The organism is Lelliottia sp. F153, from assembly GCF_002870005.1.
Classification (GTDB): Bacteria; Pseudomonadota; Gammaproteobacteria; order Enterobacterales; family Enterobacteriaceae; genus Enterobacter; species Enterobacter nimipressuralis.
Genome location: NZ_PKFT01000011.1, coordinates 13,033 through 31,195, shown reverse-complemented (window position 1 = coordinate 31,195; position 18,163 = coordinate 13,033). Strand labels below are relative to the sequence as shown.

The following is an 18,163-nucleotide window of genomic DNA, read 5'->3' as shown; positions in this document are numbered from 1 at the left end:
TTGCTGTTGCCCGGCTTTTGCCGGTTATTATTTTGGGGTACTGAAATACGGGGAGGAATGGTTTCTTAAATCCTGCTAAATGGCAAACGATGCATTAAAAAAATGAACGTATTGCACAGAAACGCAGCAGTTTTGCAGGCGGGTTGCAGCGCGAATAGCACATCGCGCTACATTTTGATTACATTTTGCCGGTGTAATGCCAGGCCAGATAGCGCAGGAGTTTAATCTGTCGTTTAATGCGGCTCGGCTGGGACAAGAGGCGATATAACCACTCCAGCCCTAAGTTTTGCCACAATTTTGGCGCACGCTTCACATGGCCGGTGAAGACGTCATAGGTGCCGCCAACGCCCATATACAGGGCATTCGGGTAAACCAGACGGCAGTCGCGCATCAGGATTTCCTGGCGCGGGGAGCCCATCGCCACGGTCACGATTTTCGCGCCGCTGTCGCGAATGCGTTCAAACAGCGCCTGACGATCCTCGGGTTTGAAGTAGCCATCCTGGCTGCCCACGATATTAACATTCCACTGCGCGCGGAGTTTCTGCTCCGTCTGCGCCAGCACATCGGGTTTACCGCCAATCAGGAATACTGGCGTTCCGTCCTGCCCTGCCCGCGCCATCAGCGCTTCCCAGAGATCGGCTCCGGCAACGCGAGAGACCTGCGCCTGCGGAAACTTTTTGCGAATCGAACGAACCACGCTGATGCCGTCGGCATACTTAAACTCGGCGGCTTCAATCAGGCTTTTCACTTCCGCGTTATCTTCAATCGCCAGCATTTTCTCGGCATTAATGGCCACCAGGGTGCCAGATTTGATCTGCCCATCAGCGCAGAGATAATCCAGCGCATGCTGCATATCACGCCAGCCGATGAGCTGCAGGCCGCGCAGCGCATAGACCGGCGCAGAGGTATTGTCAGTCATTATTATCCTTACTCAGACTTGGGAAAGCGTGCTGGTTGCCCGCGTCAGTCGTCGGTGAATCAGGCCCGCGCTATCAAACAGCCAGTACAACAGTTTCGCCAGCAGCAGACAGAGACCGAAGACCACCATGAAAAACACCACGCGCGACACAAACGAATCCAGCCCTTCACGCGCCAGCACGATCATATTGAAAATGGCACCAAAACAGAAACTGTGCAAAATTGCCGCTTTATAGCGGTTGGTCTCTTCGTTCCCGCGCACATAAAGCCAGTCGAACCATTTGATGATAAGCCCAACGGCCACGGCGCCCGGCAGGATAAACCACACGCCGCCCATCACCACCAGCGAGCCAATCAGCGTCGGGGAGATCGCCAGGCCAGAGTGGTTGTTGAGCACTTCCCAGGTAAAGTAGTTCGCCGTGTTCAGCACCACGCCAGGCCGGTCGGGCCACAGCCAGGTCGGGATAAAGACGTAGAAATCACGCGCGATGGGGGCCAGCCCCTGGAAGTCGATTTTGTCGTAGTTTTGCAGCAGTAGCGCCAGGTTTTCCCACGGCGAGAAGGTGTCTCGGGTAAGGTACAGGAAGGTGTAAAACGCTTCGTCACCACTCACGTCCATGCCGTAGCGCTTGAGCGCCAGCCAGAACATGCCGACAATCCCAAACACCCCTGCCGCAACCAGCATCCAGAGCGAGATCCAGCCGCGAATGATGCCGATAAACAGGAAGATCGCGAAGGCGATGATGATATTCGCGCGCGTCCCGCCGACGATCATATAGGTCAGCAGACCGAAGGCCACCGTACTCACGAGGAAAAACAGCCAGGCTTTGCTGTCCTGACGCAGGAAGTAGATCACCAACATCGCGGGGATGAAGAAATAGAAGAAACGCTTAAGTGCCACGCCGGATACTTCGGCGGAAAAAATCTGGCTGTAAGAGTGCAGTTTGAACAGCAAAAAGCCGTTATGCATGAAGAAAATACCGACACTCACCAGCGCGATAATCATCAGCATCACCCAGGTCAGGTGCGTTTCCACCCGATTCATGGTGAACAGCGGACGGCGCGGCGCGTGGTTCACCGGACGTAAACGGGTCTTATAGGTGACGTAGTACACCGCGTAGAAACAGGTAGCAGACAACAGGGCCTGCATCAGAATTTCTGGCGGGGCGACGGCCACGTCAAAGCGGAAGACCAGAATACTGGTCAACGGGAAGCCGAAGAAGAAGGTCAGCAGAAACAGCAGCGAGAAAAAGACGTTGAAGTTAAAGCGCACGCGGCGGAACTCAAACCAAGTGAGCGTGCCGATAAACAGCGAGGCCAGAAGCCAAATCACCAGTAAGCCGCTAAATTCCAACTGGCTCATGCTTTGTCTCCTGCAGCTATCCGCAGCGCCTGATGCCAGGGCGTGAGAAAATTCGGGCTGAAAAAGTCGATGGCATTTTTATCCACCAACGCCAGCTGACGCTGTGCTTCGCGCACCACGTCCTCATTGAGATCGTCCGTGGTAAACAGCACCGGAATGTACTGCTCTGCCATATCCTGCCAGAAAGGATTTTCACGGTTAAGCACGCACGGAACGCCGGCCTGAATCAGGAGGCACAGCGTGCCAATCCCCTGCTGGCGCGCAAAGATGAAGTAGCCGAGATCGCATTTTCTGAGCAGGGCCAGGTAGTCGTCAAACTCGAGCTTTTCGCTGAGGATTTGCAGATTATCCGGGCTGAACAGCGCCAGCCCGCTCTGACGGACTTCCGCAATATACGCGTCGTTATGAGCAGGATAGCCCATCGGCACAATCACGTTCACCGTGTCGCCAAACTGCTTATGCACGGCTTTCAGCGCTGCGATGTGTTCGTTACTGCGATCGCCCGAATTGCCCACCAGTATGGTCAGCTTGCCTTCGCGCTGCGTATCGTTCGCCATCGTGTTCAGCGCAGGGTCCATACGCGTGGGGAAATAGAGCAATTCGCCGCGCAAATTTGGGTGCTGTTGCGCGAAAAAGTTCAGGTCGCCGCGCGTCGCAAACACGCAGCCAACGCGCCCCTGAGCCATACGGCGCAGGGGATAGAACAGGCGGAATTTCCAGCCGCGCGACACTTCATACAGATCCGCGCCCCAGATATGCCAGTTAAACTGCGCAGGCTTGATGCCGCCACTCAGCAACGCCAGCCACAGGCCGGTATTAAACTGGCCGTGAAAGAAGAAACGCTGCTCGCGGTTGGCTTTGGCTTTAGCGATCACCGCCTTTGCCAGCGCGGATTTATCCGGCCAGAAGCTTAACGACAGCGCAGGAAAGGCAGCGCTTAGCCCCTTATCCTGGCCCGCGACCATAAACTCGCGCGCGTCGGCGCTGCCGGCCGCCAGCGAGTCATTAAAAAACTGTAATACTGTGCGGTTGTGATGCGGGATATCCGAACCCAACACGTGAATCAGTGCAGTCATGCGCGTCTACGCCAAAGTAAAAATACGCCGCAACAGGCAGCAAAATAGACAATGTAAGTGGCCATATAGGCCTGAGCCGCCCCCAGCGCGCCATGCGTTGGGATCAGCCAGTGCGAGAAACCGGTCAGCAGCGTGAACTGGCTAATCTCAGCCAGGATATACAGCCGCAGAGAGGCTTTGGCAATCACCAGATAGCCGAAAACGTAAGCACCCACTTTCAGCACATCGCCCACCAGCTGCCAGGCGAACAGGTCGCGCATCGCGGTAAATTTCGCAGAGAACAGCAGCCAGATGGCGACGTCGCGCAGCAGCCAGACGGTTAAACTCGCGGCAGCCACCGCAGGAAGCACAAAACGCAGTGAGCGGCCAATTTCGCGGGTAATGTCTTGTCGGGAGGTCAACCGCGACAGAGTCGGCAGCAAATAGACACTGAACGAGGCGGTAATAAACTGGAGATAGGCGTCAGAAATACTGCTGACACCCTGCCAAATCCCGACCTCATCCCAGCTGTAGTGCGCTGCCAGCAGGTTTCGCATCATCACATACGCCACGGGGAGCGTGACGGAAGTGATGAGTGCCATCAGGGTAAATTTCCCTAACTGCCCCGCCAGAATTTTGTCCCACTGCGGCTTGAGATAGCTCAGGGGAATTGTGCGCCTGCGCATCAGCATAAACGCGGCGGGAATGACCACCAGTGCCGGAACCAGTGCCAGGCCAAGCAGTGCGCCTTCATAGCCGCCAAGACGATAGCAGACGTAATAGGCGATCACGCCGATAAGGCTGCCCAGAATCAGTGCCAGCGCATTTCCGGCGGCGTCGCGGAAACCTTTCATTAAGGCTAACAGCAGGTTAGCCCAGGCGATCCCCATCTGCACCAGCGCCACCAGACGTACCAGCCCCTGGTAATGGGTATTGCCGAAGAGTGCCTGACTGACAGGCGCGGCCGCCAGTAAAAAGACGATGGCCAGCAGCGTGGAGAACCCGAGCACCATCGCCGAGGACGTGCCGACCACCCGACGCAGCGCGGCCGCATCGTCGTGATGCTGGGCTACGTATTTGGTGACACCGTTGAAAATACCGGCCCCGGCAAGCACGCCGAGTACGGTGACGAGCTGACGGAAGTTACCGGCCTGCCCGACACCAGAAGGGCCAAACGACACCGCCAGCATTTTTACAACCAGCAGCCCTGCGCCAATCTTGACGAGTGTGGACGCGGCGGTCCACACCGATGCTTTCGCCAGTGACATATCAGCGGAAGTAGCTCAGAAGGGTATTAATCACCGTGCGCTGATTCACCGGCGCGAGGTTGTAGAACAGTGGCAGACGAAGCAAACGCTCACTTTCTTTGGTGGTGTAACGATCGTCACCGACAAACTGGCCGAACGCTTCACCCGCCGGGCTGGAGTGCAGCGGAATGTAATGGAACACCGCCATAATCTCAGCTTCTTTCAGGTAAGCGATCAGACTGCTGCGATCGTCGTTGTCGCGCAGTTTGATGTAAAACATATGTGCGTTGTGAACGCAGTCTGCCGGAATCGTGGGCAGCTCAATACGCCCTTTTTGCGCCAGCGGCGTCAGGGCATCGTAATAGGTCTGCCACAGGGTCAAACGCTGCTGGTTGATGCGCTCAGCCGCTTCAAGCTGCGCCCAGAGATAGGCGGCCTGCAGATCGGCCATCAGATAGCTGGAGCCGATATCGCGCCAGGTGTATTTGTCGACCTGACCACGGAAGAACTGGCTGCGGTTGGTCCCTTTTTCGCGGATCACTTCAGCCCGCTCCACCAGCGCGCGGTCGTTAATCAGCGTTGCACCACCTTCGCCGCCCGCCGTGTAGTTTTTGGTTTCATGGAAGCTAAAGCAACCAATATGACCAATAGTACCCAGCGCACGGCCCTTGTAGGTGGACATCACGCCTTGCGCGGCGTCTTCCACCACGAACAGGTTGTGCTTTTTGGCGATGGCCATGATGGTGTCCATCTCACAGGCCACACCCGCATAGTGTACCGGCACAATCGCCCGCGCTTTATCGGTGATTGCCGCTTCAATCAGGGTTTCATCGATGTTCATCGTATCCGGACGGACATCCACAAAGATAATTTTGGCACCACGCAGGACAAACGCATTCGCCGTCGAGACGAAGGTGTAGCTCGGCATGATGACTTCGTCGCCCGGCTTGATGTCCAGCAGCAGAGCAGCCATCTCCAGCGACGCCGTACAGGATGGCGTCAGCAGCACTTTCGCACTGTGAAAACGCTGCTCCATCCACTGCTGGCAGCGACGGGTAAAACCACCGTCTCCGCAAAGTTTGCCGCTGCCCATGGCAGACTGCATGTAATCAAGTTCGGTGCCCACAACGGGAGGCGCGTTAAATGGAATCATCTTGTCACCTGTATAACCAGTAAGCGGTCGCATCAATGTTGCCACCGCTGGCAATGTAACGTTTAAGCGCGGCGGTGTTGCCCATTTGGGTCGCCACCCGCAAAGTTGATAACTGACGCTGCGCGGCCCAACTCAGGGCGGCCTGCATAAGTTTGTCGCCCATTCCGCGACCAGCGAGCAGGCCAATACGCGCTTCGTTATCGCTCAATTGGCGCAGCGAGACAAACGCCTGGATATCACCGCTGTTTTCGCGGAAAACCAGACATTCATGGTCAAACGTGCCTTTGACGGCGTTTTCAATCCACTGGGCGTAAAAACGACCGCTGGCGTCAGGCGCATACCACGGCGCGCGAAAACGGCTTTGCGTAAAAGTCTGCGCGGCCATCTGGCGCAGCGCGGGGATATCCTGTTCGGTCGCCACTTCTGCGGCAGCCGGGCTGTGCGGCGTGACGGCAAGGCTCAGATCGACTTCGCCCTCCACCAGTTGAAAATCCAGCGTTTGCAGGGCATCCAGCCAGTCGGCGCGCCCCGCCGGAATTTTGGCCTGTACCCGCGCCCACGGCGAAAAATCCGCCGCCGTGAGTGCCGGAGCATCGTCGCGAAAGCGCACTACCGCAGAGGAGAGACCAAAAAATTCACTCTCCCAGGTTAGCGGTTCAAGTACGCCGGGCAACTCACTCAACGCCACACCCCTTTCGTATCAACAATATACTTCTGCTGCACCGCGTCGCTGCTAATGGCTTTGAACTGGCTATGGTCCACCAGCAGAACCAGCACGTCGGCAGTGTTTAGTGCGTTATCCAGCGTCGCGAGCTGGCAGTACCCGGTCAGTTTCTTCGGTAGGGTATGAATATTTGGCTCCACAACCAGCGTTTCACCGGTGTGCCAGTTGGCAATCATCTCGGCGATGCCCATCGCCGGGCTTTCGCGCAGGTCGTCGATGTTTGGCTTAAACGCCAGGCCAAAGCAGGCGATTTTTATCTCGCTGGCGCGCTTGCCGCTTTCGGCCAGGCAATCCGCTACCGTGGCTTTCACCTGATTTATTACCCAGTGCGGTTTACCGTCGTTCACTTCGCGGGCCGTGCGGATCAGGCGAGCCTGCTCCGGGTTTTGTGCCACGATAAACCACGGGTCCACGGCGATACAGTGACCGCCCACGCCAGGGCCTGGCTGGAGAATATGGACGCGCGGATGGCGGTTCGCCAGGCGAATCAGTTCCCAGACGTTAATTCCCTGGTCGGCACAAATGAGCGACAGTTCGTTAGCAAAAGCGATGTTGACGTCGCGGAAGCTGTTTTCGGTGAGCTTGCACATCTCTGCCGTGCGGGAGTTAGTGACCACGCACTCCCCTTCGAGGAAGATGTTGTAGAGTTCACTGGCACGCGCAGAGCAGACGGGCGTCATCCCGCCAATTACGCGGTCGTTTTTGATCAGCTCAACCATTACCTGGCCGGGCAGAACGCGCTCCGGGCAGTAGGCGATATTGATATCCGCCTGTTCGCCTGCCTGCTGCGGGAAGGTCAAATCAGGGCGGGCTTCCGCCAGCCATTGGGCCATTTGCTCCGTCGCACCGACGGGAGAAGTGGACTCCAGAATCACCAGCGCGCCTTTCTTCAGCACTGGAGCAAGGGATTTTGCCGCCGCTTCGACATACACCATATCCGGCTCATGCTCGCCTTTAAACGGCGTCGGCACCGCGATCAGATACGCATCGGCTTCCACCGGCGTTGTGCTGGCTTTGAGAAAACCGCCTTCAACTGCGGTTTTGACCACTTTGTCGAGATCCGGCTCCACGATATGAATTTCACCACGGTTAATGGTATCCACCGCATGCTGGTTGATATCCACCCCGATAACCTGTTTTTGACGCGACGCAAAAGCGGCCGCAGTCGGCAGTCCAATGTAACCAAGACCAATGACAGAGATGGTAGAAAAACTCATAGCGTTACCCGATTATGTTTAAGTGCATGCAAAATACGACTGCAGGCCTGCCCGTCACCATAAGGATTATGGGCGTGGCTCATCGCCTGGTACTCTTTTTCATCGTGCAGCAGGCGTGTCACCTCTGCCACGAGATGTTTAGTGTCGGTCCCGACCAGGCGTACCGTTCCGGCTTTAATAGCCTCCGGACGCTCGGTCGTTTCACGCATTACCAGCACCGGTTTACCCAGCGACGGTGCCTCTTCCTGAATGCCGCCGGAGTCGGTCAAAATCAGCCACGCGTGGTTCATTAGCCAGACGAACGGCAGATAGTCCTGCGGCTCAATGAGGATCACGTTTTCGATATGGCCGAGGATGCGGTTAACCGGCTCGCTGACATTCGGGTTGAGGTGGACCGGATAGACGATCTGGACGTCAGGGTTTTGCGCGGCGATCTCCGCCAGCGCATGGCAGATTTGCTCGAACCCACGGCCAAAGCTCTCGCGGCGATGGCCCGTCACCAGGATCATCTTTTTGCCAGCGGTGAGGAACGGATAGCGCACCGCCAGCTCTTCGCGCAGGGCGTCGCTGGCCATCACGCGATCGCGAACCCAAATCAGGGCGTCAATCACCGTGTTGCCGGTAACGAAAATTTTGTCATCACGGATGTTTTCGCGCAGCAGGTTCTGCCGGGAATTTTCGGTTGGCGCAAAATGATACATTGCCAGATGACCGGTAAGCGTACGGTTGGCCTCTTCAGGCCAGGGGGAATAAAGGTCGCCGGTGCGCAAACCGGCTTCAACGTGCCCGACCGGAATGCGTTGATAGAATGCCGCCAGGCTGGTTGCAATGGTGGTAGTGGTATCGCCGTGCACCAGAACCACGTCTGGTTTAAACGATTCCAGAATAGGTTTTAGTCCTTCCAGAATGCGGCAGGTAATTTCGGTCAATCCCTGCCCCGGTTTCATAATATTGAGATCGTAATCCGGGACAATAGAAAAGAGATTTAAAACCTGATCAAGCATCTCCCGATGCTGCGCGGTAACGCAAACTTTCGCCTCAAACCAGGGATCATTTGCCAGCGCATGGACCAGCGGCGCCATCTTGATGGCTTCCGGCCTTGTGCCAAATACGGTAAGTACTTTCACATCGATTCTCTTCGATTAGGTGATGAAGGCCGAAGCCTTCATCGTAGACGGCGTTCTTAATTTGTGCGACGACGTGTTAACGCCACGCCTGCGCCCGTCAATGCGCCCACAATCCCCCACATGATCATCAGGAATGCGCGACGCGGACTATCGCGTTTTACAGGTTCTTCAGGCGTTCGCAAATAACGATAGGTCTGAAAACGCGGGTCCAGTGTGGGACCGACATTCAGGGTATTGAGCATCGCGCGGTTCTGGTCGTAGTCGAGATCAAAATCTGGCCCAACGGCCTGCAGATTTTCCAGGCGTGCCTGCAGCATCGGGCGGCCCAGCAGGAACATTTCTGAATCCGGCAGTTCATCGGCCGGAACGTCCGTTTCACTGCGGGAGATATTGCGCTGCTCGGCAATTTTTAGTGCCTGTTCAATGTTATGGACGCGGCGGGAGAAAATGGCTTTGGCCACCTCTTCCTGGCGTTTGACCTGCGCCTTCATTTGGATAGTACGCGCGGCCCAGGCCCCTTTCAGTTCATCATTCAGATGGCTCGCGGCGCGCTGGCTGGCAAATGCCACGTACTGGCGCAGCAGGTTATTGGCGTCCGGCGCGGTTTCAGCAATCAGCTTAACGTTATCGTTAATATTGCGCAGGATGTCGCCTGGCGTGAACTGGATGTTGTTGATCAGATCGTCGAGCAGTGCGGCGTCGGCTTTACTGTTGCCGACCATACGCTGCTTGTAATAATCGGTCTGGGACCAGAAATCACGACGCGTATCCCAGGAAGCCAGCTGCATGATGAACTCTTTGTAAGATTCATCCATCACCGAGGGCTGATCCGAAGAGGCCAGATTGGCTTTAATGTCGAGATTACGCAGGAACTGCTGCTGCGAATAGAATCCGCCCAGCATATTCACCGTTGGTCGATCGGTAATCGCTGTCGCGCTCCACTCTTGTTTCGCAAAAAAGGTATACGCCAGCGCTAATAGCGCGAACCCCAGCGCGATCCCAGCAATCCACAGTTTGCCCGCCCATAAAACACGAAACAAACCACGAACATCCAGCTCATTCTCAGTTACCACTGATTTCGCTCCCGCCAACGGTTGAGTCATCACAATCCCGTTTTTACTTAGTTAATGTTGGATTTTTACCACTGTTTCTACGCATCCGGCGTTTTACACGTTTAATGAAGCGCGCGACTTTCCATGCGCGTTTAATGCAATAGCCGTACATGAAGAATGCTAGCAAGAATAATACCAACATTACCCATTCAGGAATAAAGTGCGCATATTCTGCTGCCACACCGATACCTGCTAACAGCGCGGCGGCGAGGGTAATCAGCACAAATGCCTGACGTGAAGTAAAACCTGCACGCATGATCAGATGATGAATATGCTGGCGGTCCGGCGAGAAAGGACTCATACCTTTACGCAGACGGCGATACATGATTGCCACCATGTCCATCAGCGGAATAGCAATAATCCACAGCGCCGTTACCGGGCTAATCGGGTGGGTTTTACCCTGAGTGGTTTCCAGCAAAATCCAGATAACGGTGAAACCAATCAGCGTACTGCCCGCATCACCCATGAAGACTTTGTAGCGACGGCCCAGCACACCGAGGTTGAGCAGGATATAAGGCAGGATGGCCGCAATCATGGCGAAACACCACATTGACAGACTGTACTGACCATCAAACCATAGAATGATGCCGATAGCGGCAAAGGATACGGACGAGAGACCGCCCAACAGGCCATCAATCCCATCCACCATGTTGAAGGCATTGATAGCAGCCCACACGGCGAAGAGCGTCAGGAAGAAGCCGAATGGACCGAGCACCATCTCCCAGGTACCGAAGATGTAGCCGAGACTGCTCAGATAGAGCTTACCGACCACCATCATAATGATGCCGATTGCAGCCTGGACCGAAGCGCGGAATTTTACGCTGATATCGAAACGATCATCGAGCGCGCCCACCAGCACCAGTACCCCTGCACAGGCCAGATAGAGTGCCGCATGGGGGATATAATAATCTGCGATTCCAAAGGTGAAGCAAATACCCGCGTAAACGGAGATCCCCCCGACCAATGGGATCAAGCCCTGATGGCGTTTACGATAATTGGGTTTATCCACTAACCCGATTCTTTTTGCCACCTTGCGCGCAATGAACAAAAAACAGGTTGTGAATAAAAATATACTGATTAGCTCAGTAACCGCAGTGAGTAGATTCACAATGCATGCTCTCAACAAAAGTTAGTCCTGGAAGTATAACTACGAAGCCATAGCTCCCGAAGGATTAAAGCCAGCCTCTTACAACTCCCTTTGTATGTTTTTCAATCAATTACTTTTTGACGCAACAAACATTCTAATTGTCGCACTGGTTAGTCAAAAATGGGAGTCTGCGGTTATAGCGTATAGTCCAAAAAAAGAAAACGCCACGTAAAAACGTGGCGTTGGCTGGGTTTATTTGTATTACGAGCGTTTCATCATGTCGAAGAATTCGTCGTTTGTCTTAGTCATTGCCAGCTTATTGATGAGGAATTCCATTGCATCGATTTCGCCCATTGGGTGAATGATCTTACGCAGAATCCACATTTTCTGCAGCTCTTCCTGGGTGGTGAGCAGCTCTTCTTTACGGGTACCGGAACGGTTGTAGTCGATTGCCGGGAAGACGCGCTTCTCTGCAATTTTACGAGAGAGGTGCAGTTCCATGTTACCTGTACCTTTAAATTCTTCGTAAATAACTTCATCCATTTTGGAGCCGGTATCAATCAGCGCGGTCGCGATGATGGTCAGGCTTCCGCCCTCTTCCACGTTACGCGCGGCACCGAAGAAGCGTTTTGGACGGTGCAGGGCGTTGGCATCCACACCACCGGTCAATACTTTGCCGGAAGCAGGAACCACGGTGTTGTACGCACGCGCCAGACGAGTGATGGAGTCGAGCAGAATGATAACGTCTTTTTTATGTTCAACCAGACGCTTCGCTTTCTCGATAACCATTTCAGCAACCTGAACGTGGCGAGACGCTGGCTCATCAAAGGTAGAAGCAACCACTTCACCTTTAACCAGACGCTGCATCTCGGTCACTTCTTCTGGACGCTCATCGATCAGCAGAACCATCAGCACGCAATCAGGGTGGTTGTAAGCAATGCTCTGTGCGATGTTCTGCAGCAGCATTGTTTTACCCGCTTTCGGCGGTGCCACAATCAGACCACGCTGACCACGACCAATCGGAGAAGCCAGATCCAGAACGCGAGCCGTCAGGTCTTCGGTAGAACCGTTACCACGCTCCATGCGCAGACGCGAGTTAGCGTGCAGCGGCGTTAAGTTTTCGAACAGGATCTTGTTGCGCGAGTTTTCAGGTTTATCGTAGTTAACTTCGTTAACTTTCAACAGCGCAAAGTAGCGTTCACCCTCTTTTGGAGGACGAATCTTACCTGAAATGGTGTCACCTGTGCGGAGGTTGAAACGGCGGATTTGGCTAGGGGATACGTAGATGTCATCAGGACCGGCGAGGTAGGAGCTGTCTGCAGAACGGAGGAAACCAAATCCGTCTTGCAATATCTCCAGGACACCGTCGCCAAAGATATCTTCGCCACTCTTTGCGTGCTGCTTCAGGATGGCAAAAATAATGTCCTGCTTGCGCATACGAGCCTGGTTTTCCAGCCCCATATTTTCGCCGAGAGTGATCAGCTCAGAAACCGGCGTATTCTTTAATTCGGTAAGATTCATAATGGTGTGGGTTCTTAAACTCGGGGTGAAACTCGAACTTAATGTTGTGAATGGTATGGCAGGGTCATCCATGCCTGTTAGCGGCCATCAACTCATGTCTGTTCGCTGTCTGGTCAAAGGGGAAGCACAGAACTGAAACGACAAGACGGATTGAGTGACAAGCCCGGAATCTATCTGCCTCACGCATCGTTCATTTAACAATGGGAAGCATCGGGTAAAACCAGAACGACAAGGTATGTTTAAATCGAAGTCATAGGTAACTTAGCACGACTAAAGCCGGGCGTCCAGAGATCCACAGAATTTCGGAATCCAGACCCCGGCCGAGAAACCTTACGCCAGATTAGCGTCCAGGAACTCTTTCAGCTGACCTTTGGACAGTGCGCCTACTTTGGTTGCAGCCACTTCGCCGTTTTTGAACAGCAGCAGGGTTGGGATACCACGGATGCCGTACTTCGGCGCGGTGCCCGGGTTCTGGTCGATGTTCAGCTTGGCAATCGTCAGTTTGCCCTGATATTCGTCAGCGATTTCATCCAGAATCGGAGCGATCATTTTGCAAGGACCACACCATTCAGCCCAGAAATCGACGAGGATCAGCCCGTCAGCTTTAAGTACGTCCGTGTCAAAACTGTCGTCAGTCAGGTGAATAATTTTATCGCTCATATATAACTCCACAGGAATAAGCCTGGCGTGTTGGTGTAGGATTAATCAACGACGTGTTGATGTAGCATTAACCAACTAAAGGTTGACTTTATTTCACCGGATACGCTTTCGTAAAGCAATAGTAAGCTGATATTCTACCACACTATGAGCAAAACACATTTAACAGAACAGAAGTTTTCCGACTTCGCCCTGCACGCAAAAGTTATCGAAGCCCTTGAAAATAAAGGCTTTCATAACTGCACGCCCATTCAAGCCCTCGCTCTGCCGCTCACGCTGGCAGGTCGCGATGTTGCAGGGCAGGCGCAAACCGGTACTGGCAAAACGATGGCGTTTTTGACGTCAACGTTTCATTATTTACTTTCTCATCCAGCAATTGCTGACCGAAAAGTTAACCAACCGCGTGCGCTGATCATGGCTCCAACGCGAGAACTTGCGGTGCAGATCCATGCCGACGCTGAACCTCTGGCACAGACCACTGGCCTGAAATTAGGGCTGGCTTATGGCGGCGACGGCTACGATAAACAGCTCAAAGTGCTGGAAAGCGGCGTTGATATTCTGATCGGTACCACCGGTCGTCTGATCGACTACGCGAAACAAAATCACATCAACCTCGGTGCCATCCAGGTTGTGGTCCTCGATGAAGCCGATCGCATGTACGATTTGGGCTTTATTAAAGACATCCGCTGGCTGTTCCGTCGTATGCCACCTACCACGCAGCGTCTGAACATGCTGTTCTCCGCGACTCTCTCTTACCGCGTCCGTGAACTGGCGTTCGAACAGATGAACAACGCCGAATACGTGGAAGTCGAGCCGGAACAGAAAACGGGTCACCGTATTAAAGAAGAGCTCTTCTATCCATCGAATGAAGAGAAGATGCGTCTGCTGCAAACGCTGATCGAAGAAGAGTGGCCGGATCGCGCCATTATCTTTGCCAACACCAAGCATCGCTGCGAAGACATCTGGGGCCACCTTGCCGCAGACGGACATCGCGTTGGCCTGCTGACGGGTGACGTTGCACAGAAAAAACGTCTGCGCATCCTTGAAGAATTTACCCGTGGCGACCTGGATATTCTGGTAGCAACCGACGTTGCTGCACGTGGCCTGCACATCCCTGCTGTCACACACGTCTTTAACTACGATCTCCCTGACGATTGCGAAGACTACGTTCACCGCATTGGCCGTACCGGTCGTGCTGGCGCAAGCGGCCACTCCATCAGCCTCGCCTGTGAAGAGTACGCCCTGAACCTTCCTGCCATCGAGACGTACATCGGCCACTCCATTCCGCAGAGCAAATACAATCCGGAAGCCCTGTTGAGTGAACTGCCTCCGGCGAAGCGCCTCACGCGCGCCCGCTCCGGCAATGGCCCACGCCGCACCGGCGGAGCACCACGTAACCGTCGTCGTTCAGGTTAAATATTATGCTCAGTTCCACCTCGCTCTATGCAGCTATTGATTTAGGTTCAAATAGTTTTCATATGCTGGTTGTACGCGAGGTGGCGGGGAGCATACAGACCCTGACGCGCATTAAGCGCAAGGTCCGCCTCGCGGCGGGCCTGAGCAGCGATAATTACCTCTCCCCTGAAGCGATGGAACGCGGCTGGCAATGCCTGCGCCTCTTCGCTGAACGTCTGCAGGATATTCCGCACAATCAAATTCGCGTTGTGGCGACCGCCACGTTGCGATTGGCTGTGAACTCCGTCGATTTTATTGCTAAAGCGCAGGAAATTCTCGGCTGTCCGGTACAGGTCATCAGCGGTGAAGAAGAAGCGCGCCTGATTTATCAGGGTGTCGCCCACACTACCGGGGGTGACGATCGCCGTCTGGTGGTGGATATCGGTGGTGCCAGTACGGAACTGGTCACAGGCACCGGATCGCAGGCGACGTCGTTGTTTAGCCTGTCGATGGGCTGCGTCACCTGGCTGGAGCGCTATTTTACCGATCGCAATCTCGCACAAGAGAACTTCGACGAGGCCGAAAAAGCCGCGCGCGAAGTGCTGCATCCGGTGATGGATGAGCTGCGATATCACGGCTGGAAAGTGTGTGTCGGCGCGTCGGGCACCGTTCAGGCTCTGCAAGAGATCATGATGGCGCAGGGCATGGACGAGCGGATTACGCTGGCGAAACTTCAGCAGCTTAAACAGCGCGCTATTCAGTGTGGACGTCTGGAAGAGCTGGAAATTGAAGGGCTGACGCTTGAGCGCGCGCTGGTGTTCCCGAGCGGTCTGGCGATCCTGATCGCCATTTTCACCGAATTAGAAATCCACTGCATGACGCTGGCTGGCGGCGCGCTGCGCGAAGGGCTGGTTTACGGCATGTTGCATCTGGCTGTGGAACAAGACATTCGCAGCCGGACGCTGCGTAATGTTCAGCGTCGTTTTATCGTTGATACGGAACAGGCACAGCGCGTGGCCCAGCTGGCCTCAAGCTTTGCCGATCAGGTGGCGACCACCTGGGCGCTCGAACCCTTGAGCCGCGATTTACTCCTGAGCGCCTGTGCGCTGCATGAGATTGGCCTGATTATCGATTTCAAACAGGCGCCGGTTCATGCCGCGTACCTGGTGCGTCATCTGGATCTGCCTGGTTTTACTCCGGCGCAGAAAAAGCTGCTGGCGACATTGCTGCTTAACCAGACCAACACGGTCGATCTCTCTTCTTTGCATCAGCAAAATGCCGTTCCGCCGCGCGTGGCCGAGCATCTCTGCCGACTGCTGCGCCTGGCGATTTTGTTTGCCAGCCGTCGTCGTGCCGATCTGCTGCCCGCCATTACTCTTTCTGCGGAAGGCGAAAACCTGACGCTTACGTTGCCGGATAACTGGCTGGATAATCATCCGCTTGGCGCGGAGATGATCGAACAGGAATGCCAGTGGCAGAGTTACGTCCACTGGGCTCTTGAAATTAAATAGCGCCGCTATTTTTCTTTGGCTTTCGCCAGCATGGCGCGAATGTTCGCGACGTTCGCCTGGCCCTTGTGCATCCTCTCTTCCGCCGTAATCACTTTTCGTTCCTGTTCCCAGATCAGATCGTCCTGCGGCAGTTCCAGCAGGAAGCGGCTCGGCTCCGGGCGCACCAGTTCACCATACTGACGCCGCTCTTTGCACAGGGTAAAAATCAGCTCTTTTTGCGCACGCGTGATTCCCACGTAGGCCAGACGTCGTTCTTCATCGACGTTGTCCTCATCAATGCTGCTCTGATGCGGCAGCAACCCTTCTTCCATTCCCACCAGATAGACATACGGGAACTCCAGGCCTTTGGACGCGTGCAGCGTCATCAGCTGAACCTGATCCGCCTCTTCTTCGCTCTCGCCGCGCTCCATCATATCGCGCAGGGTAAACCGCGTGACCACCTGTGTCAGCGTCATCGGCTCGTCGATCTCAGAGCCTTCCAGCATCTCGGTCATCCAGGTGAAGAGCTGGTTGACGTTTTTCATCCGCATTTCTGCCGCTTTCGGGCTGGCGGAGGTTTCATAAAGCCAGGACTCATAATCCACGCCGTGGATAAGATCGCGTACGGCGGCGATCGGCTCGCGCTCGGCAAGACGCTGGATTTCCGCCAGCCACTGAGTAAAGCGCGTGAGCGACTCGTAGCCGCGCCCGGTCAGCGTCTGGCTAAGGCCCATGTCGAAGCTGGCGGTGAACATGCTTTTGTTGCGGGTCATCGCCCACTCGCCCAGCTTTTGCAGCGTCGCCGGTCCGATTTCACGCTTCGGTGTATTCACGATGCGTAAAAATGCGCTGTCATCGTCCGGGTTGGTCAGCACGCGCAAATAGGCAAGCAAGTCTTTGATTTCAGGGCGGGAGAAGAACGAGGTCCCGCCGGAAATTTTGTACGGAATGCGGTTTTGCATCAGCATTTTTTCAAAGACGCGCGATTGATGGTTTCCGCGATACAGGATGGCGTAGTCTTTGTACGCGGTTTTGTTGACGAAGTGATGGGCGATCAGTTCGCCGGCCACGCGCTCGGCCTCGTGCTCTTCATTGTTGGCACTTAAGACTTTCAGTTCGGTGCCGTATCCCAGCTCAGAGAAGAGGCGCTTTTCGAACACGTGTGGGTTGTTGGCGATCAGGATGTTTGCCGCTTTCAGGATGCGCCCTGACGAACGGTAGTTCTGCTCCAGCTTAATCACCTGCAACGCCGGAAAATCTTTGCTCAGCAACACCAGGTTTTGTGGCCGTGCCCCACGCCAGGAGTAGATCGACTGGTCATCGTCGCCCACAACCGTAAAGCGCGCGCGCTGCCCCACCAGCAATTTTACCAGCTCGTACTGGCTGGTGTTGGTGTCCTGGTATTCATCCACCAGCAGATAGCGGATTTTGTTTTGCCAGCGCTCGCGCACCTCTTCATTACGTTGAAGCAGCAGCGTTGGCAGCAGGATAAGATCGTCAAAATCGAGAACATTACAGGCCTTGAGATGGTCATCATACAGGCTGTAACAATGCGCAAAGATCCGATCCCGTTCGCCTTTTGCGCTCGCCGCCGCTTGCGCGGGAGTCATCAGATCGTTTTTCCAGTTTGAGATCGTGGAGATCAACTGCTGGAGAATCGTCTTGTCCTCTTCGAGCCGCCCTTCGGTCAACTCTTTTAGCAGCGCCATCTGATCCGTATCGTCGAACAGGGAGAAATTCGATTTCATTCCCAGCGCGGCGTATTCGCGCTTAATAATATCCAGGCCCAGCGTGTGGAATGTGGAGATCATCAGACCGCGCGCCTCTTTGCGCCCTAGCGTCTGCCCGACACGCTCCTTCATCTCACGCGCCGCTTTATTGGTGAAGGTAACCGCCGCAATGTGACGCGCCTGATAGCCGCAGCCGCGAATCAGATGGGCAATTTTATTGGTGATTACGCGTGTCTTTCCGGAACCCGCACCCGCCAGCACCAGGCAAGGTCCGGTGACGAATTCGACGGCTTGTTGTTGTCCGGGGTTTAAACGCATAAGAAGTTCACTCAATGAAGGTCGGGAGGAGAAGAAAAAGGAAAATCGC

15 protein-coding genes are annotated in these 18,163 nt (G+C 54.8%); 2 read left to right on the top strand and 13 right to left on the bottom strand.

Annotated elements, in window-relative coordinates; all coding sequences use genetic code 11:
- Positions 1-178 precede the first annotated feature (178 nt).
- The 12 genes from wecG to trxA all read right to left on the bottom strand — a co-directional run bounded on the left by wecG (position 179) and on the right by trxA (position 13,184).
- Entirely contained in the window at positions 179-919 is a 741-nt protein-coding gene (gene wecG / locus F153LOC_RS19210) for a lipopolysaccharide N-acetylmannosaminouronosyltransferase (protein ID WP_102105660.1), read from the bottom strand.
- 12 nt (positions 920-931) lie between these two features.
- Complete coding sequence (gene wzyE / locus F153LOC_RS19205) at positions 932-2,281, bottom strand: ECA oligosaccharide polymerase (protein WP_100778428.1); 1,350 nt, start codon at positions 2,279-2,281, stop codon at positions 932-934.
- The gene (locus F153LOC_RS19200; protein ID WP_102105661.1) at positions 2,278-3,357 is read right to left on the bottom strand and encodes a TDP-N-acetylfucosamine:lipid II N-acetylfucosaminyltransferase; all 1,080 of its coding nucleotides are present in this window, start codon (positions 3,355-3,357) and stop codon (positions 2,278-2,280) included. The genes wzyE and F153LOC_RS19200 overlap by 4 nt, the downstream gene beginning before the upstream one ends.
- Positions 3,354-4,604 (bottom strand): lipid III flippase WzxE, encoded by a 1,251-nt coding sequence (gene wzxE, locus F153LOC_RS19195; protein ID WP_102105662.1) that lies wholly within the window; start codon positions 4,602-4,604, stop codon positions 3,354-3,356. Before wzxE ends, F153LOC_RS19200 begins: the two co-directional genes overlap by 4 nt.
- A 1-nt stretch (position 4,605) precedes the next feature.
- Complete coding sequence (rffA, locus tag F153LOC_RS19190; RefSeq protein ID WP_102105663.1) at positions 4,606-5,736, bottom strand: dTDP-4-amino-4,6-dideoxygalactose transaminase; 1,131 nt, start codon at positions 5,734-5,736, stop codon at positions 4,606-4,608.
- 4 nt (positions 5,737-5,740) lie between these two features.
- Complete coding sequence (rffC, locus tag F153LOC_RS19185) at positions 5,741-6,418, bottom strand: dTDP-4-amino-4,6-dideoxy-D-galactose acyltransferase (protein ID WP_102105664.1); 678 nt, start codon at positions 6,416-6,418, stop codon at positions 5,741-5,743.
- Positions 6,415-7,677 carry a UDP-N-acetyl-D-mannosamine dehydrogenase gene (gene wecC, locus F153LOC_RS19180; RefSeq protein WP_102105665.1) on the bottom strand — a complete coding sequence of 421 codons (1,263 nt, stop codon included), beginning with the start codon at positions 7,675-7,677 and terminating at the stop codon, positions 6,415-6,417. The genes rffC and wecC overlap by 4 nt, the downstream gene beginning before the upstream one ends.
- A complete protein-coding gene (wecB, locus tag F153LOC_RS19175) occupies positions 7,674-8,804 on the bottom strand; it encodes a non-hydrolyzing UDP-N-acetylglucosamine 2-epimerase (protein WP_102105666.1) in 1,131 nt (376 codons plus the stop codon). Before wecB ends, wecC begins: the two co-directional genes overlap by 4 nt.
- A 56-nt stretch (positions 8,805-8,860) precedes the next feature.
- Positions 8,861-9,907 (bottom strand): ECA polysaccharide chain length modulation protein, encoded by a 1,047-nt coding sequence (gene wzzE, locus F153LOC_RS19170; protein ID WP_100778419.1) that lies wholly within the window; start codon positions 9,905-9,907, stop codon positions 8,861-8,863.
- Between the two features lie 13 nt (positions 9,908-9,920).
- Positions 9,921-11,024: a UDP-N-acetylglucosamine--undecaprenyl-phosphate N-acetylglucosaminephosphotransferase gene (wecA, locus tag F153LOC_RS19165; protein ID WP_100778418.1), complete on the bottom strand. Its 1,104-nt coding sequence runs from the start codon at positions 11,022-11,024 to the stop codon at positions 9,921-9,923.
- A 240-nt stretch (positions 11,025-11,264) separates the two neighbouring features.
- Entirely contained in the window at positions 11,265-12,524 is a 1,260-nt protein-coding gene (gene rho / locus F153LOC_RS19160) for a transcription termination factor Rho (RefSeq protein WP_061706582.1), read from the bottom strand.
- A 330-nt stretch (positions 12,525-12,854) separates the two neighbouring features.
- The gene (gene trxA / locus F153LOC_RS19155) at positions 12,855-13,184 is read right to left on the bottom strand and encodes a thioredoxin TrxA (protein ID WP_002437994.1); all 330 of its coding nucleotides are present in this window, start codon (positions 13,182-13,184) and stop codon (positions 12,855-12,857) included.
- 144 nt (positions 13,185-13,328) lie between these two features.
- Between trxA and rhlB the strand changes: the two genes are divergently transcribed.
- Positions 13,329-14,597, top strand: coding sequence for an ATP-dependent RNA helicase RhlB (gene rhlB, locus F153LOC_RS19150; protein ID WP_100778417.1), 1,269 nt, complete (start codon positions 13,329-13,331; stop codon positions 14,595-14,597).
- A 5-nt stretch (positions 14,598-14,602) separates the two neighbouring features.
- The gene (gene gppA, locus F153LOC_RS19145) at positions 14,603-16,087 is read left to right on the top strand and encodes a guanosine-5'-triphosphate,3'-diphosphate diphosphatase (RefSeq protein ID WP_102105667.1); all 1,485 of its coding nucleotides are present in this window, start codon (positions 14,603-14,605) and stop codon (positions 16,085-16,087) included.
- A gap of 5 nt (positions 16,088-16,092) precedes the next feature.
- Here gppA and rep read toward each other — a convergent pair whose 3' ends face one another.
- Complete coding sequence (rep, locus tag F153LOC_RS19140; protein WP_102105668.1) at positions 16,093-18,114, bottom strand: DNA helicase Rep; 2,022 nt, start codon at positions 18,112-18,114, stop codon at positions 16,093-16,095.
- Positions 18,115-18,163 lie beyond the last annotated feature (49 nt).